Raw genomic sequence first — 20,205 nt, 5'->3', positions numbered from 1 at the left:
TAAGGCTGGATCGATTCACCCGATTTGGCAAGGCTGTTCTTCTACGACATTGGTAGGGTGTGGGGTGGCGGATGGCGGGCGATCCGGTCGCCACTCGCGTAGAATCGTGTCATCAAGCTCCCAAGAGGTGGTTATGACGCTCGCTGAAATCGCCCGCCTGGCCGGTGTCTCGCGCACTACGGCCAGCTATGTCATCAACGGCAAGGCCGAGGAGAAGCGCATCAGCCCCCAGACCGTGGAGCGGGTGATGGCGCTGGTGCGCAAGCACCGCTACCGGGTCGATGCCCAGGCCGCGGCCCTGCGGCGCGGATCGAGCCGCACCCTGGGGCTGATCGTGCCGGACCTGGAGAACGTCAGCTATGCGCGCCTGGCCAAGCGCCTGGAACGGGGTGCCCGGGAGCAGGGCTACCAGCTGCTGATCGTCGGCTCCGACGACCGGCCGGAGAGCGAGCGCGACCTGGCGCTGGCGCTGCGCGCCCAGCGCTGCGAGGTGCTGATCACCGCCAGCTGCCTGCCGCCGGACGATCCCTTCTATGTTGAGCTGATGGCCGATGGCCTGCCGGTGATCGCCGTGGACCGTGGGCTCGACCCCTCGCGTTTCACCTGCGTGGTGAGCAACGACGGCGAGGCCGCCGAGCGGCTGACCCGGTCGGTGCTGGGCGAGGGGGTGAGGCGGGTGGCCTGGCTGGACGCCGTGCCGGGGATCTCCATCACCCGGGAGCGCCGGGCGGGGTTCGAGCGGGCCCTGGCGGACAGCGAGGCCGAGGCGATCCTCGCCAGCGGCGAGCGCTACGATCGCGACGAGGGGGCGCGGCTGCTGCGCGAGCTGCTCGACGCCCATGGCCTGCCCGACGCCCTGATCACCGCCTCCTATACGCTGCTCGACGGCGTCTTCGACGTGCTGCTGGAGGAGGGGGGGCTGCCCCAGGGCCTGCGCCTGGCGACCTTCGGCGACAGCCGGCTGCTGGACTTCCTGCCGCAGCCGGTCAACTCGGCGGTGCAGGACCACGACCGCATCGCCGCCACGGCCCTGCAGGCCGCCCTGGCCGCGGCCCGGGGCGACTACCGCCCGGGCGAGACGGTGATCGCCCGCCGGCTGCGCTGGCGGCGGCCGGAGCGCCAGGCGGTGAAGTAGGGCGAACCGGTCAGGCCACTATGGCTCGCTTCAGCCCTTGAGACGGGCGCCGTGGTGGATTAAGGGATTTGTTCCCACACGTTAGGCCATGCCTACCTCGCGGTGAGAAAGCCACCGCTGTGATGCTTGTTGCCGTCACGGTGAAGTGTTTGGCCAGTCAGGTCATTTGGGAAGCGGCATAGGTTAAGGAGGGAATCAGAATGCCGAGAGAAGAGGTTAATATTCTGTAATCTTTGTAACTGTTGAGGGTTTTGTGGGAAACATTGGCCGGGCCATTTCTTGCCCGCAGGCAAGAAATGACCCGATTTTCAGGCAATGTATTGCCTGGAAGAAGGCCTGTGAGCACGGAGGGTTTTCGTAGGTATTTGATTATTTTGTATTTTGCTAATATTGGCATGGTCCCTGCCCCTTGTTGGGTGTCCACAGGACACTCTCTTTCATACCGTCAAGGAGCAGACTCATGCCGACACCTTGCTATATCAGCATCCACGGTCAGACCCAGGGCCATATCACTGCGGGCGCCTTCACCCCGGACTCCGTGGGCAATATCTACGTGGAAGGCCACGAAGATGAGATGCTGGTGCAGGAGTTCAAGCACATCGTCACCGTGCCCACCGACCCGCAGTCCGGCCAGCCTTCCGGCCAGCGTGCCCACAAGCCGTTCATCTTCACCGTGGCCCTCAACAAGGCCGTGCCGCTGCTCTACAACGCCCTGGCCTCCGGCGAGATGCTGCCGAATGTCGAGCTGAGGTGGTACCGCACCTCCGTGGAGGGCCGTCAGGAGCACTTCTTCACCACCACCCTGACCGACGCCACCATCGTCGACATCAACCTGCACATGCCCCATGCCCAGGACCTGACCAAGGCTGAGTTCACGCAGCTGATGGATGTTTCCCTGGCCTACCGCAAGATCGACTGGGAGCACACCGTGGCGGGTACCTCCGGGTCCGACGACTGGCGCGCCCCGCTGGAATCATAAGCGCCCAGATGGCCGCCTGTGGGCGGCCATCGTCTTGGCCGTTGATGCCAGGGCACCTCGCCGCGCCCTGGCATCAGCGGCTCGAGTGACCCCATTGGACACGCCGCGCCCACATCGTGCGGCAGCCGTACCGACTTCCAGGAGGGAAGACGCCGCATGGCCCATGCAAGCGGACTGCAGTTCACCTTGACCCTGCCCGGGGGCGAGGATGTGGCGGTCATCGACTTCATCTATCGCGAGGCCCTCTCCGCCCCCTTCGAGCTCAGGGTGACCCTGGCCAGCCGCGACCCGGAGATCGCCCCCGCCGACACGCTCGATCGCAACGCTACCCTGACGGTCTGGCAGGACGGCGAGCCGCTACGCCGCGTCCACGGCATCGTCAGCGAGTTCGGCCGCGGCGACCGCGGCCACCGCCGCACCTTCTACACTCTGGTCATCCGCCCGGCGCTGTGGCGCCTCGACCTGCGCCACAACTCGCGGATCTTCCAGGACACCCCGCCCCAGGACATCCTCGCCACCCTGTGCGATGAGCGCGGCCTGCGTGATGTGGCCTTCGCCCTGACCCGCGAGCCCGCCGAGCGCGAGTTCTGCGTGCAGTACCGCGAGACCGACCTGGCCTTCGTCGAGCGCCTGGCCGCCGAGGAAGGGCTCGTCTACCTCCATGAGTTCGAGAATGCCGAAGGCGGCGCCCACCGGCTGGTCTTCATCGATGCCACCCAGCTGCTGCCCAGGGTGGGGGAGCGCACCTACCACGGCCGGGCCGGCGGCACCCCGCCGCGGCGCCATATCCGCAAGCTGCGCCAGGTGTCGCGGGTGCGCCCGGCGTCGGCGATGCTCAAGGACTACACCTTCAAGAACCCGGCCTACGACCAGCTTCACGAGCACCCGGCGCCGGGGCTCGGCGAGCACGCCCAGCGGGAGGACTACGAGCACTTCGACTACCCCGGCCGCTACAAGGCCGATGCCTCGGGGGTGCCCTTCACCCGGGTGCGCCTGGAGGCGCTGCGCGCCGAGGCCAATACCGCCCAGGCCGAGAGCGACCTGCCGGAGCTGGCCCCGGGAATGTGCTTCACCCTCACCGACCACGATATCGACGCCCTCAACCGCGACTGGCAGGTGGTGGCGGTGGTGCATCATGGCGAGCAGCCCCAGGCCCTGGAGGAGGATGGCGTCGCCCAGGGGGAGGCGGCTGGCCAGGGCCAGATGACCCGCTATTATAACGAGCTGGTGCTGGCCCCCGCTGAGCGCGTCTGGCGCCCCGAGCCCCCCGTCCGGCCGCGGGTCGACGGCCCCCAGGTGGCCGTCGTGGTCGGCCCCGAGGGCGAGGAGATCCACTGCGACGAACACGGCCGGGTCAAGGTGCAGTTCCCCTGGGACCGCTACGCCGAGCCCGATACCGCCGGGGCTGGCGGCGAAGCCGCTGAAAGAGGGGCCAGTGCCTGGATTCGGGTCAGCCAGGGCTGGGCCGGCGGCGGCTACGGCGCCATGGCCATTCCGCGCATCGGCCACGAGGTGATCGTCAGCTTCCTGGAGGGCGACCCGGACCAGCCGATCATCACCGGGCGCACCTACCACGCGGTCAACACCCCGCCCTATGCGCTGCCCGCGCACAAGACCCGTACCGTGCTGCGCACCCAGAGCCACAAGGCGGAAGGCTTCAACGAGCTGCGCTTCGAGGATGCGACCGACGCCGAGCAGATCTGGCTGCACGCCCAGATGGACCTGGAGCTGCTGACCCTCAACGACCGCACCGAGACCATCCGCCGCGACAGCCACCTTGCCATCGAGCGCCACCGCCTCGGCGAGATCCACGGCGACGACCACCTCACGGTGCACGGCCAGCGCCACACCCAAGTGAAGGGCGAGGGCGGCCAGCACCTCACCGTGCACGGCAGCCTGCACCTCGAGGCCGGCCAGGCCTGGCTGACCGAGAGCGGCCGCGAACTGCATATCAAGGCCGGCCAGAAGGCCGTGCTCAACGCCGGCCGCGAGATCACCCTCAAGGCCGGTGGCAGCTTTATCAAGCTTGATGCCTCTGGGGTGACCATCGTCGGTCCCCGGATCAAGGTCAATGCCGGCGGCAGCCCCGGCACGGGCAGCGGCCAACACGCTGAGCCGCCGCGCCTGCCCGGCGAGGCCATCCCCGAAAGCAGCGAAGACGTGACGCTCAAGGCGCATCAGCAGGCCCTGCTCGATGACGAGATGGTCAGCTACAACCCCGGCCAGGAAGCGGGCCGTGTGGTCAGCAGCCATTGGGATAATGCCAAGGCAGCCACCAGGACCGCCTGGGAGGCGCTGCCATTCACCAGCGACGACGACGCCACGAAAGCCGCCCGAGGCCGTGTCGTGCAAGGTACCCAAGACACCTACCAGGGGTTGCGCACCCTGTCAGGGCCAAGTGCGATATCTCTGGCTAGAAGCACCCTCAGCCTGCGCAGCGGCGATATCGAGCCCACCCTTCAGTACGTCGACGACTGGCAGCGCACCACAGAGGCCTACGGCGCCATCTGGGATGCCGGGACGGAGGCCTGGCAAGACGCTAGTGAGCGTAACGGCATCCCGGGCGCCCTGGAGATGAGCGCGACGGCAATCGCCATCGAGGCGGTGGGAGGTCGAGGTAGCGGCGCTGCCAGCAGTGCGGCCGGCACCGCCCGGCGTGCCCCGGACGGCGACGGGGTATCTATCTCCCGCAACGCCACCAACCATCAGAGAGCCGCCTTCGGCGAAGCGCGTGCCCACGATCTGATGACGCGCAATGGCCTGGAACCGATCGGCCGCACCGACGGCATCTATCTGCCGGGGCAGACGGGCATCGACGGCATTTATCGCCACCCCAGTCCGCCGCCGGACTTCGTCATCACCGAGGCCAAGTTCGGCCGTAGCCGACTGAAGCGGTTGGCCGATGGCTCCAAGCAGATGGATAATCGCTGGGTGCAGCGGAATCTCTTCGAGGCCGTGGATGGTGATAACAACCCCGCGCTCTTTCGTGAAGTCGACAGAGCACGAAGAGCCGGCCGCATCGACAAGTATCTGGTGCGTGTCAAACCCGACGGTTCGTCCCGGGTAAGACTGCTGGATAATAATGCTAGAGTCATCGGCGATGCCCCGGGGTTTTAGGGTAAAAGGAGAGGAAGTTACATGCTGCGTGAAACGACTCGCAAGAAAGAAGATCTCGACGAATATATTCGCTTTTTCTCGGAAGCCTTGGCCGAGGATGAAGTCGACATCCTCAATCCGGACCTGTGGCCCCCGGAAGGCAAAGTCACAGCTGCCTCTGGAATGTTCTCGCAAGCGCTCGACCTGATGGTTGCCCGCTATTCGCGAGGCGACGATCTGACGGCCCTCCGCGACGACCTGCCTGGGCTACTCGAACAGCGCGAAAAGCTGCTGCACTACTGCGACGCCCTGCCCGAGGAAGATCAGGAATCTCGCGTGATGTATGAGCGCCTGGACGACAAGTTCTATATCGAGTACTGCCGCTGGCTGACCTTCGCCGCCTGCCTGGGCGCCGAGCAGGCGCATATCGAGCGTGCCCTGGCGCTGATCGATAATGCCGGAGTGGATGCGCTGTTCGACCGCATCGCCATTGCCCTGGGGGACCGCGAACGTCCCGTGGCCGAGGGCCTGCTCTACCCCAAACCCTATGCGCCGCTGTATGAGGCTCTGGACGCCGCCCCGGCCCAGCAGGGCAAGCTGATCAAGAAATTTCTCGATGGCTATGCCAAGACCATCCGTAGTTGGGGCATCGGCATCATCCGCAAGGGCACAGGCCCCTATCACCCCGGCGACTGGTGCTTCGAAGCGGCGCTGGTGGTCAAGCTGTTCCACATCGACGACAGCGCCTTCCGCGATCATCCGCTCTATCCCGCCGCGCTGATTCATGGAGACCCGGCATGACGACCCTGCGCGACACCCGCAAGTCACCGGCGTATTTCACCTCGCTGTTGAGCGAACTCGATGTCGGCTTGCAGGGTGAGCCTACCGATCCGGTCAACCGTCTGCCCGATGACCGGGTGCGCAGCGCCTGGCAGCTCTTCGAAGGCAGTCTGTACGGCCTCATCGCCCGCTACTCCCAGGGCGATGCGCTGGAGAGCCTGCGGCCCCACTTGGATGAGGTGCTCAGGCGGCGTGAGCAACTGGCCGAGTACGCCGATAAGCTGCCCGAACGCCAGCAGGTGATGCGCCGTCCGCTGGAGCAATTCGACAGTCGCTTCAACACCTTCGACACCTACCTCTACCATCTCTGGTGGTGGTCGCTGGCGGGCTGCCTGGGTGTGGATGATGCCTATCGCCAGCGAATGCTGGCCCTCACCGGCAATGTCGGCCAGGACTCCCTGCTCGACCGGTTGGCCGTGCGGCTTGGGGACCGCCACCGCGAGGTGGCCGACACGCTCTGTTATCCGGCCCTGCACGGCACGCTGCTTGGCGTCATCGTCTCACCGCCGGCACAGCGCCCAGCCCGGCTTCAGCGTTTCCTCGACGACTGGTACACGGCCTGCGAACCCGCCGCCTGGTACGACAACCACCTCAAGGAAGACGAGGAGTTCGAGCTGGCGGATTTCTATGTCGGCTACTGGTGCTTCGAGGCAGCGCTGGTCGTGGCGCTCTACGATATCGACGACACATCCTTCCGAGCGCACCCGCACTACCCGGCCGACCTGGTAGCGCATTACCGTTCGATGCCAGCGAGAAGCTGATGCCGTCGAGGTAGCCGCCAGCAAGCCGACGCCCACCTGGCGCAAGCCGACCGGCTGCGTGAGGCCCTGAACGACGCCCCCAACGACAGATCGCTGGAAGACGCCGAAGCGCTGTATGCCGAGGTCGAGCGACTGATCGGCGAAACCCGGGGGCAGAAAGACGCCCTGATGGATGCCGCCAGGGAAGGACGCCTCGGCAGCGACGACCTCCTCGACAGCCATTTCCTCGTCGACGAAGCGGCACAGCGTGCCAATGACCTGCGCCAGGAAGCCGAGCGGCAGGTGCGTTACGCTTCCTCGTCTGGTCAGGCGACCCGGGCGGTAGGGACGTTCGCCGCCGAGGTCTTCACGCCCTACGGCACCGCGGTGGACGCCCAGGATACCTATCAGCTATGGGGCGAGGGGCGTTATGGCGCCGCGACGGGTATGGCCGCGCTCACGGCGGTATCGGTCGTGCCCGGGGTCCGGGCCGTGCGCAAAGTGGGCGAAGCCGGTGACGGCATACGCGGCACCCGCAGATCGGACAGTGCAGGCATGCGCCCTGGGCGATTGCCAGCGCCCCAGGGGGCACTCACCCCGGATGACTTCCCCTACGCCGGGCTCAATCATCGCCGGGCGGCGGCGGGCGAGCACAATGCCCACCTGCTGATGCAAGAAAGAGGGTTTACGCCGGTGGGCAATACCAACGGCCGGTACACGCCCGGTGCCCAAGGCATCGACGGGGTGTACCGCAACGCCAACCCACCACCGGAGTTTGTGATCACCGAGGCCAAGTACAATCGGGCTAGAATGGGCAACACTGCCGATGGGCGGCAGATGAATGATGATTGGATAACGAATGAGCGGCTGCGTGATGCCGGAATTACTGATCCGGCCGAGCGGGATAGGATCCTAAAAAATCTTAAGCGCGGAAATGGCCACGTCGACAAATACCTGATTCGAAGCAAACCCGATGGCAGCATGAGCACTCGGGTATTGGACAGAAAAGGCTATGTATCCGGCACCCCCAACGGCTTTTAACAGGAGAAAAAAGTGCTCAGAGACCCGCTACAACCCAAAGCCTATTTTGATGACAATATCAATTTTCGGTTGGCATCCATCCAAGAGGATAAGGACGATCTGTCCCACCCCGAAACGCTGAACCCGTTCGGGCGCATGGGGGTCTCCTTCGGGGTGGTTGAGGGAACCCTGATGCTCCTTGAACTGCGTTACTCCCGTGGCGACGCCATTGCGGAGATGGGCGAGGATATTCATCAGCTATTGACCTACCGCCGCCTGCAAGCCCAATACGCCGATGCCTTACCGGAGGAAGACCAGCCGGACCGGGTGATGTGGGAGCGCCTGACCCAGGATCGCTATGAGCAATATATGCAGTGGCTGGCCTTTGCGGTAGGCGTTGGCATGGATCAGGGCTATCTGCAGGAGACCCTGGAACTGATGGGCAACCAGGGGCTGGATGCGCTGTTTGACCGCATTGGCGTACAATTGGGCGACGTCAATCGCCCTGTGGCGGATACGCTGCTCTACAAGAAGCACTATGCGCAGCTGCTCAAGGTGGTGGAGGCAGAGCCTGCCCAGCGACCGGTCTTGATGAAGGCCTTTCTGGATGGTTGGTACGAAAACCGCAAAGACCGGCCCGCTTTTGACTGCCATCTGACAGCCGCCGAGGACAAACTCTATAGCGGCTACTGGTGTTACGAAGCCGCCCTGGTGGTCAAGCTGTTCGATATCGATGACAGTTCTTTCCGTGACCACCGCTACTACCCCGCCGCCCTGGTGCATGGAGACTGAGCATGCTGCGTGATACCCGCCGCTCGGCCGCGTACTTCGACGAGCTGTTACCCGAGTTCGACGAGGGCATCGAAGAGACCCAGCAGGCGCTGGATGCCGGCGGCTTCGTGCTGCCCGATGAGCAGGTGGACGCCGCTCATCAGCTCTATGAGCTGGCCATCCTGCGGGCGGTGGCTCACTACTCCAGCGGTGCCAGCCCGGCCGAACTGGCGCCGTTGGTGGCCGAGATCCTGCCGCTGCGCCAACAGCTCTCGGCAGTGGCGGATCGGCTGCCGGCCGGCCAGCAGGTCTACCGCCAGCCCTTCGAGGTCTTCGGCGGCCAGGGCGAGGCCTGCGGCTCGGCCAATATCAACCGCTATATCTATGCCCTGTGGTGGCTGGGCCTGCTGGTCGCCACCGGCGCCGATGAGGCGCATCTTCAGCAGGCGCTGGCCTGTATCGGCAACGCCGGACGCGATGCGCTGCTGGACCGCATCGCCGCCCGGCTGGGCAGCCCGCCCGAGACGCCTGCCGAGGAGCTGCGCTATCCCGCCCTCTATCGTCCCCTGCTGGCCGCCTTCGATGCCGAGCCCGCCACACAGCAGACGCTGCTCGGGGTGTTCCTTGATCAGTGGTATGACCAGTGCCAGGAGGCCGACTGGTACGACAGCCATCTGTGCGATGGCGAGTTCGTCTACACCGATTATTACGTCGGCTACTGGAGCTTCGAGGCGCTGCTGGTCGCCCGGTTACTGGGGGTAGACGACCAGGGGCTCCGCGGCCATGAGCATTATCCGGGGGATCTGAGCCAGCAACCTTAACGCCGGCGGCAGCCCGAGTGCGGGCAGGTCGCCAAAGCGCCGCGCCGACTGCAGCAGGTCTCGTCACAAGGCGGATGCCTTCGGCGCGCTTCACCCGGGTGCGCCTGGAGGCGCTGCGCAGCGAGGCCAATACCGACGACATCGCGAGTGCCTGGGTGAGAGTGAGCCAGGACTGGGCCGGCGCCGGAATGCCGCGCCGCGTTGCCGCATGCCGGCAAGTTCGCGCCCGCCGACGATTAACCCGGTGGCGCGGCGGGAGCCTACTCCTTGAGCTTCGCCAGGTCCTCGCGAGTGGGCAGGGCGGCGTAGGCGCCGGGGCGGGTCACGGCATGGGCGCCGCAGCGGCAGGCGGTCTCCACAGCGCGGGCGAGAAAGGCCGTGTCGCGGTGCCAGTCGCCGTCGATCCCCACCTCGCCGAGGTGCGCGGCGAGCTCGGCCAGCAGGCCGCCGATAAAGGCGTCGCCGCCGGCGGTGGTGTCCACCGCCTGGACCCGGGGCGGGGCCACCCGCTGCTCGATGTCCACCCCCTTGAGCACCACCTCGCCGCCCCCGTCGGTGATCACGGCGGCCTTGATCCCGGCGGCCAGGCGCTCGGCCAGCCAGGCGTCTGCCGGGTGGTCGGCGCGCAGGTAGTCGAGCTCGTCGGTGGAGAGCTTGAGCAAGTCGGCCTCGTCCAGCAGCCGGGTCACCAGGGCGATATCGGCTTCCCCGCCTTCCCAGAGGTTGTGGCGCAGGTTGGCGTCGACGCTGACCAGGCAGCCGGCGCGGCGTGCCATCTCGGCCATGGCCAGGGTGGTCTCGGCGATGGCCGGCTCGGTGAGGCTGTTGGTGCAGAAATGGACGATTGCCGGCTCGGCGAAGATCCCGGCGGGCAGGTGTTCGAGCCGGTAGAGCAGGTCGGCGGCCGGCGGGCGGTAGAAGTCGAACGTGCGCTCACCGTCGGTGTCCCGGGAGACGAAGGCCAGCGCCGTGCGCGCCTGCCGGGTGCGCACCACGCCGCTGGTGTCGACGCCGTGGGTGGCCAGCTCCCGGGCCAGGAAGTCCCCGAAGTAGTCCTCGCCGAGCATGCCCAGAAAGCGGCTGGGCACGCCCAGCCGCGCGCAGGCCACGGCCACGTTGGCGGGGGCGCCGCCGGCATAGGGGGTAAAGGTCTCGGGGGCGTCGCCGGCCGGCTCGCCGAGGCGGCTGGAGAGCATGTCCACCAGGGCTTCGCCGAAGCTGATCAGGGGAATCATGACGGCGTCCGCCAGGGAGAGGGTGGTGCCCAGCAGGTGCTGGGCACCGGGCACCAGCCATACCGGGTCGAGGCGGGTATTGGCCGACTCCACGCACAGGAAGCGCCGCACGGCCTCGGCGGGCGTATCGTCGGGCGGCGTCTCGCCGGGGTGCCAGACTACCGCGGAATCGCTGCCCTGGCGGGCGATGCGCAGCCGCCGGGTGCCGTCGTCGAGGGTCAGCTCGGCGTTGCTGTGGTAAATGCGGTCGAGCCCGCCGCGCACCGCGAGCTCGCCCTGCTGGTCGCGTTCGGCGAAGCCCGCCGTCTTGTCCAGATAGCGGGCGCCGGCTAGCCCCTCCACCCGGCAGGCGAAGCTGTCGGCCACCGCCAGGTAGCTGTGCAGGGCGCCGCTGAGCTTCTCGGGGGTCTCGCCCACGTGCTCGGTGATCAGCTCGACGTGCAGACGCCGGGCGTTGGCCTGGATCACCGCGCGGGGCGAGAGCTGGCTGTGCAGGCGTGTCTCCGGCGAGAGGTGCAGCTCCACCCCCTCCTCGTGCTCGTCCACTGCATCGAGGCGCCACTCGGCCTTGCGCGCCGGGCCGTGGAAGGGGCCTGAGCGGTCCGGCGTCTCGTCGGCGTAGTGGTCGTCGGCGAACCAGGGCCAGCACAGCGGGATGCCGCCACGGATCGCCCCGGGCAGCGCCTGGGGCGTGGGCGTGACCCATAGCCAACCGCCGGCGACCATGCCCTCCGGCGCGGGATCGGGCGCCGGTAAAGAGCCATCAGCTGGCGCGGGATCGGGCGCCGGTAAAGAGCCATCAGCTGGCGCGGGGGCGGGCGCCGGTAAAGAGCCATCAGCTGGCGCGGGGGCGGGCGCCGGTGAAAAGTGCAGGACCTGGGCGCCCTGGAGCGACACCGCCAGTTCGCCCCAGGGCTCGTTGGCCAGCCAAACCTCGCGGCCCTCCCACTGGGCGCGCCGCTGGCCGCGGGTCTCGTCGAGCAGGGTGCGTAGGGCGTGCGGAATCATCATGTCACCTCTTCATTGTGCAGGGCCTCGGCGGCGCCCAGCAGGCCCGGCCAGGGGGAGGTCACCAGCCGCACCGGGATGGCGGCGGTGTAGGCGTTCATGCGCCCCTTGGCGGTGAAGGCCGCCTCGAAGCGGCTCTGCGGCAGCCAGTCGCGCAGCCGCGGCAGGATGCCGCCGCACAGATAGACCCCGCCGCGAGCCCCCAGGGTGAGTGCCGCGTCGCCGCAGACGTCGCCGAGAATCTTCAAGAAGCGCAACAGGGTATCACGCGCCACGCCGTCCCCCTCGTCGGCCGCCCGGGTGACCTCGGCGGGATCGGCGTAGCGGGGCGGGGCCCCCTTCAGCGAGCAGTGGGCCAGGTAGAGGTCGTGAAGCCCCTGGCCGCAGAGGATGCGCTCCACGCTGACCCGGCCGTAGCGGTTGCGGAAGTGGCGCAAGAGGTTTTGCTCGCGCTCGTCGGTGGGGGCGAAGGTGACGTGGCCGCCCTCGGTGGTCAGCGGGATCCAGGCGCGTCGGCCAGGGACCAGCCCGGCCACGCCCAGGCCGGTGCCGGGGCCGATCACCAGGCGGGGGGCATCGGGCTGCGCCTCGCCGGGGCGGACCTCGACCAGGTCCTCATCGCGGAGGTGCGGCACGCCGAGCGCCTGGGCGGTGAAGTCGTTGATCACCTTGAAGCGCTTGAGCCCCAGCGTTTGCTGGACCTCGCCCCGGGAGAAGGCCCAGGGGTTGTTGGTCATGCTCACCCGGTCGCCGCGGATCGGGCAGGCGAAGGCCAGGCAGGCCTCGCGCGGGGCATCGTCGCCCGTCAGCCCGGCCCGCGCCAGGTAGTCCCGGGCCGCTTCCACCGGCCCCGGGTAGTCGGCGCAGGGCAGGCTCTGCACCTGCTGGGGGGCGAAGCTGCCGGGTGTCACCAGGGCGAAGCGGGCATTGGTGCCGCCGATATCGCCGATCAGCGCAGGTCGTGTCATCGTCAATATGTCCTTTGTCTCTCCCCGGTGCTTCTCGCTATGGCCGTAGCTCAGGCGTCGTCTTCGTGGATCTGGCTCTCCTGGCGGGCGAGGTCGTCGGCCTCGAAGCCGCCGAAGACGCCCGCGCCCTGCTCGCCGCGCATGGCCAGGTGGCGGAAGCCGCCGAACAGCTCGCGGCCCAGGCCGACGTGATAGTGGTCCAGCTCGCCCACGCGCAGCTCGCGATCGGCCAGCGCCTGGGGCGAGAGCTTGACCTCGAGGGTGCCGCGGTCGGCGTCGAGGCGTACGATATCGTCGTCCCTGAGCCTCGCCAGGGGGCCGCCGTCCAGCGCCTCGGGGCTGATATGGATGGCCGCCGGCACCTTGCCCGAGGCCCCGGACATGCGCCCGTCGGTGACCAGCGCCACCTTGAAGCCGCGATCCTGCAGCACCCCCAGGTACGGGGTCAGCTTGTGCAGCTCCGGCATGCCGTTGGCCTTGGGGCCCTGGAAGCGCACCACGGCAATCACGTCGCGGTCCAGCTCGCCGGCCTCGAAGGCGGCCTTGAGCTCGTTCTGGTCCTCGAAGATCTTGATCGGTGCCTCGACCAGGCGGTGCTCCGGGGCCACCGCCGAGATTTTGATCACCCCGCGTCCCAGGTTGCCGTCGAGCACGGTGAGTCCGCCGGTGGCGGCAAACGGCTCGGCCACCGAGGCCAGCACGTCGCGGTCGAGGCTCTCGGTGGGCCCCTCGCGCCAGGTCAGCTTGCCGTCCTCGAGGAAGGGCTCGCGGGTGTAGGCGGTCAGGTCGGTGCCGAACACCGTGGGGATATCGGTATGAATCAGCCCGGCACCCATCAGCTCACGGAACAGCAGGCTCATGCCGCCGGCGGCCTGGAAGTGGTTGATGTCGGCCTGGCCGTTGGGATAGACCTGCATCAGACTCGGCGTCACCGCCGAGAGCTCGGTGAAGTCGTTCCAGTCGATGGTGATGCCCGCCGCGGCGGCCATCGCCACCAGGTGCAGGGTGTGGTTGGTGGAGCCGCCGGAGGCCAGCAGGCCGACGATGGCGTTGACGATGGCGCGCTCGTCGATCTGCTTGTAGAACGGCCGATACTCGCCGCCGGGCTCGCTGTTGCGGATCGCCTGTTCGGTGGCGAAGCGGGTCAGCGCCTCGCGCAGCTCGGTGCCGGGGTTGACGAAGGAGGTGCCCGGCAGGTGCAGGCCCATCATCTCCATCATCAGCTGGTTGGAGTTGGCGGTGCCGTAGAAGGTGCAGGTGCCGGGGCTGTGGTAGGAGGCCGACTCCGCCTCCAGCAGGTCCTCGCGGCTCGCCTTGCCCTCGGCGTAGAGCTGGCGGATGCGCGCCTTCTCCTTGTTGGGCAGGCCGCTCTCCATGGGGCCGGCGGGTACGAACATCGCCGGCAGGTGGCCGAAGCGCGCCGCGGCAATGAACAGCCCCGGCACGATCTTGTCGCACACGCCGAGATAGAGGGCGGCATCGAACATGTTGTGGGAGAGCCCCACGGCGGTGGCCATGGCGATCACATCGCGGGAGAACAGCGACAGCTCCATGCCCGGCTGGCCCTGGGTGACGCCGTCGCACATCGCCGGCACGCCGCCGGCGAACTGGGCGGTGGAGCCCATGGCCCGGGCGGCGGCCTTGATGGTCTCGGGAAAGACCTCCAGCGGCTGGTGGGCCGAGAGCATGTCGTTGTAGGAGGAGATGATGCCCAGGTTGGCCGAGTTCATCAGCTTCAGCGAGTTTTTGTCTTCTGCGCCGCAGGCGGCGAAGCCGTGGGCCAGGTTGCCGCAGGAGAGCTCGCCGCGATGCACGCCGCGCTTGTGCTGGTCGGCCATGCGGCTCTCGTAGAGGGCGCGGCGCTCGGCGGAGCGCTCGCGGATCCGGCGGGTGACGTCGGCGACGGTGGGATGGAGGGCGGGTGATGGGCTAGTCATGGGGCACCTCGCGGGTCGAGATTCAGTTTATGGTAAGTTTACCAAAATAATGCGCGCAGTTTCCGCCATGCTACGCCATTTATGGGCTTTAATGTAGTTTTATTACCTTGTGCTGGCGGCTCATCGACCCACCAGGCGTAGCAGCCAGCGCTTGTAGGGCGGATTGAGCCAGCTCACGCGGCTGTGCCGCGACTGCATGAAGACGCCGCGCGCGTGGCTGAAGCGCCGAAAGCCTGTCTCTCCATGGTAGGCCCCCATGCCGCTCTCTCCCACGCCGCCGAAGGGCAGCGCCGGCACGGCGTTGTGCCATAGGGTGTCGTTGAACACCACGCCACCGGAGTGGGTTTGCTCCAGCAGCTGCCGGCGCCGGGCGGCATCATCGGTGAAGGCGTAGAGCGCCAGGGGCCGCGGGCCGGCGTTGACCTGGGCCAGGGCGGCGTCGAAGTTGGCGATACCGATCACCGGTAGCCAAGGGCCGAAGATCTCCTCGCGCATCAGGGTCAGGCCGTGGTGGGGGTCGATCACCAGGGTGGGGGGCAGCTTGGCGCCGTCTTCCAGTGCGACCCGCTCGCCGAGCGCGATCACCCGGCAGCCGTGGTCCCGGGCCTCGGTCAGCATGCTCTCCAGCCGCTGCCGCTGAGACGCGCCTAGCACGGCGCTGTAGTCCTCGCTGGCGCAGCCTTTGGGGTAGAAGTCGCGCAGCGTCTCGCGCAGCGCCTCGATAAAGGCGTCGAGCCGTGAGGTCTCGATCAGCACGTAGTCCGGGGCGATGCAGGTCTGGCCGGCGTTGAGCCACTTGCCGAAGGCGACGCGCTCGGCGGCCTTGGCCAGGTCGGCGTCGGGGCCGATGATCACCGGCGTCTTGCCGCCGAGCTCCAGGGTGATCGGGGTGAGGTTGGCCGCAGCGGCGCGGGCCACCTCGCGACCCACCCGCGGGCTGCCGGTGAACAGCAGGTGGTCGAAGGGAAGGGCGGCGAAGGCCTGGGCCGTCTCCACGCCGCCGGTGATCACGGTGAGCTCGTCGGGGGCGAAATACTGCTCGGCGAGGCGCGCCATGAGCGCGCTGGTGACCGGGGTGTGCTCGCTGGGCTTGATTAGCACCCGGTTGCCGGCGGCCAGGGCATCCACCGCCGGCAGCCAGGTCAGGTTCCAGGGGTAGTTGGACGGCGCCATGATGCCCACCACACCCAGCGGCTGGCGGTGAATGCGCGCCCGGCCGGGCAGCAGGCGCCAGGGGACCGCGGCGCGCCGCGAGCGCATCCAGCGGCGCAGGTGGCGCCGGGCGTGGCGTGCCGCCAGTCCCACCGTGGCGATCTCGGCGAGCCGCGTCTCGGCCTCGGCGCGGTGCCCGTAGTCGGCGGCGATGGCGCGAACGATCTCGTCGCCGTGACGGCGGGACAGGGCCGCCAGCCTTGCCAGGCGGTCGCGGCGCCTGGCCAGGCTGGGGTAGGGCTCGGCCGCGAAGGCCTGGCGCTGGGCGTCGAACCGCGCCTGCAGCGCGCGTGCATCGGTCATGCGCCTCTCCAAGTCGATAAGGGATAGAAGGGGGCTCGGGCACTGGGCACAATGTAGGCCTTCAGCCAGCGGATTGTCAGCCGTACCGCTGTGGGAGGGAGCTTCAGCTCGCGAAGCAGCGCGCAGCGCTGCCAGAGGATGCCGGGGCGCCTGCGGCGCCTTCGCCCGGTGAACCGGCCTCCCACAGCTGAGCGCGCTTTTGCCGCTGCGGGAGGGAGCTTCAGCTCGCGAAGCAGCGCGCAGCGCTGCCGGAGGATACCGGGGCGCCTGCGGCGCCTTCGCCCGGTGAACCGGCCTCCCACAGATGAGCGCGCTTTGGCCGCTGTGGGAGGGAGCTTTAGCGCGCGAAGCAGCGCGCAGCGCTGCCGGAGGATACCGGGGCGCCTGCGGCGCCTTCGCCCGGTGAACCGGCCTCCCACAGCTGAGCGCGCTTTTGCCGCTGCGGGAGGGAGCTTCAGCTCGCGAAGCAGCGCGCAGCGCTGCCGGAGGATACCGGGGCGCCTGCGGCGCCTTCGCCCGGCAGAGCCGGCCTCCCAGTGCGCCCGAGAAGGCGTGCACACAGTGCGGTGAGAGTCCGCATCGGGGTAAGCCATGGCCCCGTAGCCAAAGGTAACTGCGTCGTCGCGAGGCGGGGTGGGGAGCAACCGGAGGCGAACTGGCGGTCCGTAGGATGACGAACTCGATTCGGCCGGGTCAGGTGGCGAGCTCGCTGGGAGATAGCGAAGCCTGAAACTCACCCGTCGCGCTGGCATGGCGGACAAAGCGACGACGGGACCTGCCAGGTGGTTGGAGGCGGAACGTCAGGAAGGGTGTACGAGATAATCGGGGAGACCTGGCGGCCGAGGTGACGGCGGCCAGGAGTCAGAGCCTTCATAGTACCGGCGTGCGGATCACGCCCTGGCCACGGCTCATCCCGGCGAAAGCCGGGATCGAGAGATGCTGGAGCGCGGACTCTGCCTACCGCCAAGGCGCCGCACAGGAGGCGCAGAGAACAGAACCTGCGTCGAGGGAAGGGAGGCAGGAAGATGGATGCGAGAGACGACCAGAGATGAGCGAACGCGACAGCACAGCATCGACAGTGCCCCACGATGGGGCTAAACAAGATGCGTCAACACCCGCCACGATGGCAGGGATTGACCGCTCGATCTGGACGGACCGCATGTTGGCGGCGCTGGATAACGGCGTCAAAGGACGTAAGTGGTTCAGTCTGATCGACAAGGTATACCGCTCGTCGACCCTGGTCAGTGCCTGGCTGCAGGTCTACCGCAACCAGGGAGCGGCGGGTGTCGATCGGCAAAGCGTGTCCCGCTTTGCGTCGCAGGCCGAACGCTATCTTGAGGAGCTCCAGGCCGACCTGGCAGCGGGGCGTTACCGCCCGCAAGCGGTGCGACGCGTCGAGATCCCCAAGGGCAACGGCAAGATGCGCCCGCTGGGCATTCCGACCGTCAAGGACCGTATTGTCCAGGCAGCGGTCAAGCGCGTGATCGAACCGATCTTCGAGCATGAGTTCCTGCCGATGAGCTACGGCTTCCGGCCGGGCAGAGGCTGCAAGGATGCCTTACGAGACGTTGATGAGGCGCTCAAGGCGGGCATGACCTGGGTGGTGGATGCGGATCTGCAAGGCTATTTCGATAGCATCCCGCACGACCGCCTGATGGCCCGCGTCGAGGGACGGATCAGCGACGGTCGACTGCTGGCCTTGCTACGAAGCTGGTTGAGCCAGGATATTGTCAGCGACATGAGCCGATGGACCCCCACGTCAGGGACGCCACAAGGAGCGATCATCAGCCCCTTGTTGGCGAACGTCTACCTGCATCCGCTGGACCAGGAAGTGACACAGCACGGCTACCGTATGGTGCGGTATGCCGATGACTTCGTCATTCTCTGCCACAGTGAGCAGGAGGCCCGACAAGCCCTGGCCCACGTACAGGAATGGGTGGCGGCGAATGGCCTGACCCTGCACCCTGACAAGACCCACGTCGGCGATTGCCGGCAGAAGGGACAGGGTTTCGACTTCCTAGGCTACCGCTTCGAGGCGGGCAGGCGCTGGGTGCGTAAGAAGAGCCTCAAGGCGTTCAAGGACAAGGTGAGAAGCAAGACGCGGCGGACGGAAGGCAAGAGCTTGCGGCACGTCATTGCCTCGCTGAACCCCATGCTGAGAGGCTGGTTCGGCTACTTCCAGCATGCCTATCGGACGACGTTCCGGCCTCTGGATGGCTTCATTCGTCGACGTCTTCGGGCCATGCTGCGCAAGCAGGAGAAGCGCCCGGGGCGTGGTAACACCCGGTCGGACACATGGCGCTGGTCGAATACGTTCTTCGCGACCGCAGGGCTCTTCACCCTAGCCGGAGCCTGGCGGTACGCGAGCCAATCCCGATGAGGAAAACCATCGACTGGAGAGCCGTGTGCGGGAGAACCGCACGCACGGTTCGGAGGGCGGGGAGGGCACAGCCCTTCCCGACCCCTATCCGTGAATGGGCCTTGTGGGAGGGACGGTTCGACGTCTCGACTTCAGCTCGCGAAGCAGCGCGCAGCGCTGCCAGAGGATGCCGGGGCGCCTGCGGCGCCTTCGCCCGGTGAACCGGCCTCCCACAGATGAGCGCGCTTTGGCCGCTGTGGGAGGGAGCTTTAGCGCGCGAAGCAGCGCGCAGCGCTGCCGGAGGATACCGGGGCGCCTGCGGCGCCTTCGCCCGGTGAACCGGCCTCCCACAGCTGAGCGCGCTTTTGCCGCTGTGGGAGGGAGCTTCAGCGCGCGAAGCAGCGCGCAGCGCTGCCGGAGGATACCGGGGCGCCTTCGGCGCCTTCGCCCGGTGAACCGGCCTCCCACAGCTGAGTGCGCTATTGCCGCTGTGGGAGGGAGCTTCAGCTCGCGAAGCAGCGCGCAGCGCTGCCAGAGGATGCCGGGGCGCCTGCGGCGCCTTCGCCCGGTGAACCGGCCTCTCACACAGATGAGCCGGCGTGCCATGAGTCACCATGCCAGGAGACCCCATGCCCGAACTGGTACTCAAGGAGTTGCCCGCCATCGAGGCGGTACCGGCTGCGGCCTGGAACGCCCTGGTGGGCGACGACCATCCCTTTCTGCGCCACGAGTTCCTCCACGCCCTGGAGGCCAGCGGGGCGGTGGGCCCGGCTACCGGCTGGGTGCCGCGCCACCTGACGCTGTGGCGCGGCGAGGCGCTGGTCGGGATACTGCCCCACTACCACAAGCACCACTCCTACGGGGAGTATGTCTTCGACTGGGCCTGGGCCGACGCCTGGGAGCGGGCCGGCGGGCGCTACTACCCCAAGGGCCTCTCGGCGATTCCCTTTACGCCGGTGCCGGGGCCGCGCCTGGCGCTGGCCGAGGACGTCGATCCCTTCGAGGCCCGCGAGGCGCTGGCCGCGGCCTGGGAGGGCGACGGGATCGGCGGCGAGCTCTCCAGCTGGCACCTGCTGTTCGCCGAGGAGGAAGAGGTCGCCGCCTGGCAGGCGGCCCGCCCCGCGCTGCTGGCTCGCCATGGGGTGCAGTTCCAGTGGCGCGATGCCGGCTACGGCGACTTCGACGGCTTTCTTTCCGCCATGACCTCGAAGCGGCGCAAGGCGATCCGCCGCGAGCGGCGCCTCGTCGCCGAGCAGGGCCTCAGCCTGCACCGCCTGGAAGGCGAGGCGATCGACGCCGCGGCCATCGCGCACTTCTTTCGCTGCTACGAGATCACCTACCTGGAACGCGGTCGCCACGGCTATCTCAATCTCGATTTCTTCCGCCGCCTGCACGCCGCGATGCCGGAGCGCCTGGTGCTGGTCCAGGCGCGTCTCGAAGGCCGGCCGGTGGCCGCCGCCCTCTGTCTGCAGGGGGCGCATACCCTCTACGGGCGCTACTGGGGCAGCGAGGTGATCGCCGACAGCCTGCACTTCGAGGCCTGCTACTACCAGGGCATCGAGCATTGCCTGGCGCGGGGGCTGACCCGCTTCGACCCCGGCACCCAGGGCGAGCACAAGCTCGCCCGCGGCTTTGCGCCGCGGCTGCTCACCTCGCTGCACCATATCGCCGACCCGGGGCTGAACGCGGCGGTGGCGCGCTTCTGCGCAGAGGAGCGCCGTCATGTGCGGGCCTACTGTCGCGCCGCCGAGCGCGCCCTGCCGTTCAAGGCATGAACTGGC

General features: G+C 67.8%; 14 protein-coding genes and 2 pseudogenes. 10 read left to right on the top strand and 6 right to left on the bottom strand.

Features of this window, described 5'->3' with window-relative positions; genetic code table 11:
- Window positions 1–133: 133 nt before the first annotated feature.
- Window positions 134–1,135, top strand: a complete 1,002-nt coding sequence (gene cra, locus ACZIYR_RS14475; protein WP_483527175.1) for a catabolite repressor/activator — start codon at window positions 134–136, stop codon at window positions 1,133–1,135.
- A 157-nt stretch (window positions 1,136–1,292) separates the two neighbouring features.
- Here cra and ACZIYR_RS14470 read toward each other — a convergent pair whose 3' ends face one another.
- Window positions 1,293–1,559: a hypothetical protein gene (locus tag ACZIYR_RS14470; RefSeq protein ID WP_473034443.1), complete on the bottom strand. Its 267-nt coding sequence runs from the start codon at window positions 1,557–1,559 to the stop codon at window positions 1,293–1,295.
- A 36-nt stretch (window positions 1,560–1,595) separates the two neighbouring features.
- On the opposite strand from ACZIYR_RS14470, the gene ACZIYR_RS14465 reads away from it, so the two are divergent.
- The 7 genes and pseudogenes from ACZIYR_RS14465 to ACZIYR_RS14435 all read left to right on the top strand — a co-directional run bounded on the left by ACZIYR_RS14465 (window position 1,596) and on the right by ACZIYR_RS14435 (window position 9,402).
- Window positions 1,596–2,114: an Hcp family type VI secretion system effector gene (locus ACZIYR_RS14465; RefSeq protein ID WP_473034038.1), complete on the top strand. Its 519-nt coding sequence runs from the start codon at window positions 1,596–1,598 to the stop codon at window positions 2,112–2,114.
- Between the two features lie 156 nt (window positions 2,115–2,270).
- Window positions 2,271–4,277: pseudogene (locus tag ACZIYR_RS14460) on the top strand (type VI secretion system Vgr family protein); the annotation flags it as partial.
- A gap of 975 nt (window positions 4,278–5,252) precedes the next feature.
- On the top strand, window positions 5,253–6,011 hold the full coding sequence (locus ACZIYR_RS14455) for a PoNe immunity protein domain-containing protein (protein ID WP_473034442.1): 759 nt from the start codon (window positions 5,253–5,255) through the stop codon (window positions 6,009–6,011).
- Window positions 6,008–6,811, top strand: a complete 804-nt coding sequence (locus ACZIYR_RS14450) for a PoNe immunity protein domain-containing protein (RefSeq protein ID WP_473034441.1) — start codon at window positions 6,008–6,010, stop codon at window positions 6,809–6,811. Before ACZIYR_RS14455 ends, ACZIYR_RS14450 begins: the two co-directional genes overlap by 4 nt.
- Window positions 6,812–6,979: 168 nt before the next feature.
- Window positions 6,980–7,831, top strand: a complete 852-nt coding sequence (locus ACZIYR_RS14445; RefSeq protein WP_483527174.1) for a hypothetical protein — start codon at window positions 6,980–6,982, stop codon at window positions 7,829–7,831.
- Window positions 7,832–7,843: 12 nt separating this feature from the next.
- Window positions 7,844–8,602 carry a PoNe immunity protein domain-containing protein gene (locus tag ACZIYR_RS14440; protein ID WP_483527173.1) on the top strand — a complete coding sequence of 253 codons (759 nt, stop codon included), beginning with the start codon at window positions 7,844–7,846 and terminating at the stop codon, window positions 8,600–8,602.
- 2 nt (window positions 8,603–8,604) lie between these two features.
- Window positions 8,605–9,402, top strand: a complete 798-nt coding sequence (locus ACZIYR_RS14435; protein ID WP_483527172.1) for a PoNe immunity protein domain-containing protein — start codon at window positions 8,605–8,607, stop codon at window positions 9,400–9,402.
- Window positions 9,403–9,662: 260 nt separating this feature from the next.
- Here ACZIYR_RS14435 and ACZIYR_RS14430 read toward each other — a convergent pair whose 3' ends face one another.
- The 5 genes and pseudogenes from ACZIYR_RS14430 to ACZIYR_RS14410 all read right to left on the bottom strand — a co-directional run bounded on the left by ACZIYR_RS14430 (window position 9,663) and on the right by ACZIYR_RS14410 (window position 16,065).
- Window positions 9,663–10,637, bottom strand: a complete 975-nt coding sequence (locus tag ACZIYR_RS14430; RefSeq protein ID WP_483529090.1) for a carbohydrate kinase family protein — start codon at window positions 10,635–10,637, stop codon at window positions 9,663–9,665.
- A 9-nt stretch (window positions 10,638–10,646) separates the two neighbouring features.
- Window positions 10,647–11,645: pseudogene (locus ACZIYR_RS14425) on the bottom strand (aldose epimerase family protein); the annotation flags it as partial.
- Window positions 11,645–12,613, bottom strand: a complete 969-nt coding sequence (gene glk / locus ACZIYR_RS14420) for a glucokinase (protein ID WP_483527171.1) — start codon at window positions 12,611–12,613, stop codon at window positions 11,645–11,647. The gene glk and the pseudogene ACZIYR_RS14425, both read right to left, overlap by 1 nt.
- A gap of 50 nt (window positions 12,614–12,663) precedes the next feature.
- A complete protein-coding gene (gene edd / locus ACZIYR_RS14415; protein ID WP_483527170.1) occupies window positions 12,664–14,550 on the bottom strand; it encodes a phosphogluconate dehydratase in 1,887 nt (628 codons plus the stop codon).
- Between the two features lie 120 nt (window positions 14,551–14,670).
- Entirely contained in the window at window positions 14,671–16,065 is a 1,395-nt protein-coding gene (locus ACZIYR_RS14410) for an aldehyde dehydrogenase family protein (protein WP_483527169.1), read from the bottom strand.
- 1,048 nt (window positions 16,066–17,113) lie between these two features.
- On the opposite strand from ACZIYR_RS14410, the gene ltrA reads away from it, so the two are divergent.
- Together ltrA and ACZIYR_RS14400 are read left to right on the top strand one after the other, a co-directional pair.
- Complete coding sequence (ltrA, locus tag ACZIYR_RS14405; RefSeq protein ID WP_483527168.1) at window positions 17,114–18,445, top strand: group II intron reverse transcriptase/maturase; 1,332 nt, start codon at window positions 17,114–17,116, stop codon at window positions 18,443–18,445.
- Window positions 18,446–19,053: 608 nt separating this feature from the next.
- Complete coding sequence (locus ACZIYR_RS14400; protein ID WP_483527167.1) at window positions 19,054–20,199, top strand: GNAT family N-acetyltransferase; 1,146 nt, start codon at window positions 19,054–19,056, stop codon at window positions 20,197–20,199.
- Window positions 20,200–20,205: the final 6 nt, after the last annotated feature.

This window comes from Billgrantia sp. NRB1 (genome assembly GCF_056921725.1).
This window is presented reverse-complemented; position numbering and strand designations above follow the sequence as displayed.

What these genes read in the sequence shown, in the direction of transcription:
- ltrA (WP_483527168.1), top strand. Translation starts at nt 17,114, where the DNA reads ATGAGCGAACGCGACAGCACAGCATCGACAGTGCCCCACGATGGGGCT.
- ACZIYR_RS14445 (WP_483527174.1), top strand. Translation starts at nt 6,980, where the DNA reads ATGGATGCCGCCAGGGAAGGACGCCTCGGCAGCGACGACCTCCTCGAC.
- ACZIYR_RS14455 (WP_473034442.1), top strand. Translation starts at nt 5,253, where the DNA reads ATGCTGCGTGAAACGACTCGCAAGAAAGAAGATCTCGACGAATATATT.
- ACZIYR_RS14435 (WP_483527172.1), top strand. Translation starts at nt 8,605, where the DNA reads ATGCTGCGTGATACCCGCCGCTCGGCCGCGTACTTCGACGAGCTGTTA.
- ACZIYR_RS14450 (WP_473034441.1), top strand. Translation starts at nt 6,008, where the DNA reads ATGACGACCCTGCGCGACACCCGCAAGTCACCGGCGTATTTCACCTCG.
- ACZIYR_RS14410 (WP_483527169.1), bottom strand. Translation starts at nt 16,065, where the DNA reads ATGACCGATGCACGCGCGCTGCAGGCGCGGTTCGACGCCCAGCGCCAG.
- ACZIYR_RS14400 (WP_483527167.1), top strand. Translation starts at nt 19,054, where the DNA reads ATGCCCGAACTGGTACTCAAGGAGTTGCCCGCCATCGAGGCGGTACCG.
- ACZIYR_RS14465 (WP_473034038.1), top strand. Translation starts at nt 1,596, where the DNA reads ATGCCGACACCTTGCTATATCAGCATCCACGGTCAGACCCAGGGCCAT.
- cra (WP_483527175.1), top strand. Translation starts at nt 134, where the DNA reads ATGACGCTCGCTGAAATCGCCCGCCTGGCCGGTGTCTCGCGCACTACG.
- ACZIYR_RS14430 (WP_483529090.1), bottom strand. Translation starts at nt 10,637, where the DNA reads ATGATTCCCCTGATCAGCTTCGGCGAAGCCCTGGTGGACATGCTCTCC.
- glk (WP_483527171.1), bottom strand. Translation starts at nt 12,613, where the DNA reads ATGACACGACCTGCGCTGATCGGCGATATCGGCGGCACCAATGCCCGC.
- edd (WP_483527170.1), bottom strand. Translation starts at nt 14,550, where the DNA reads ATGACTAGCCCATCACCCGCCCTCCATCCCACCGTCGCCGACGTCACC.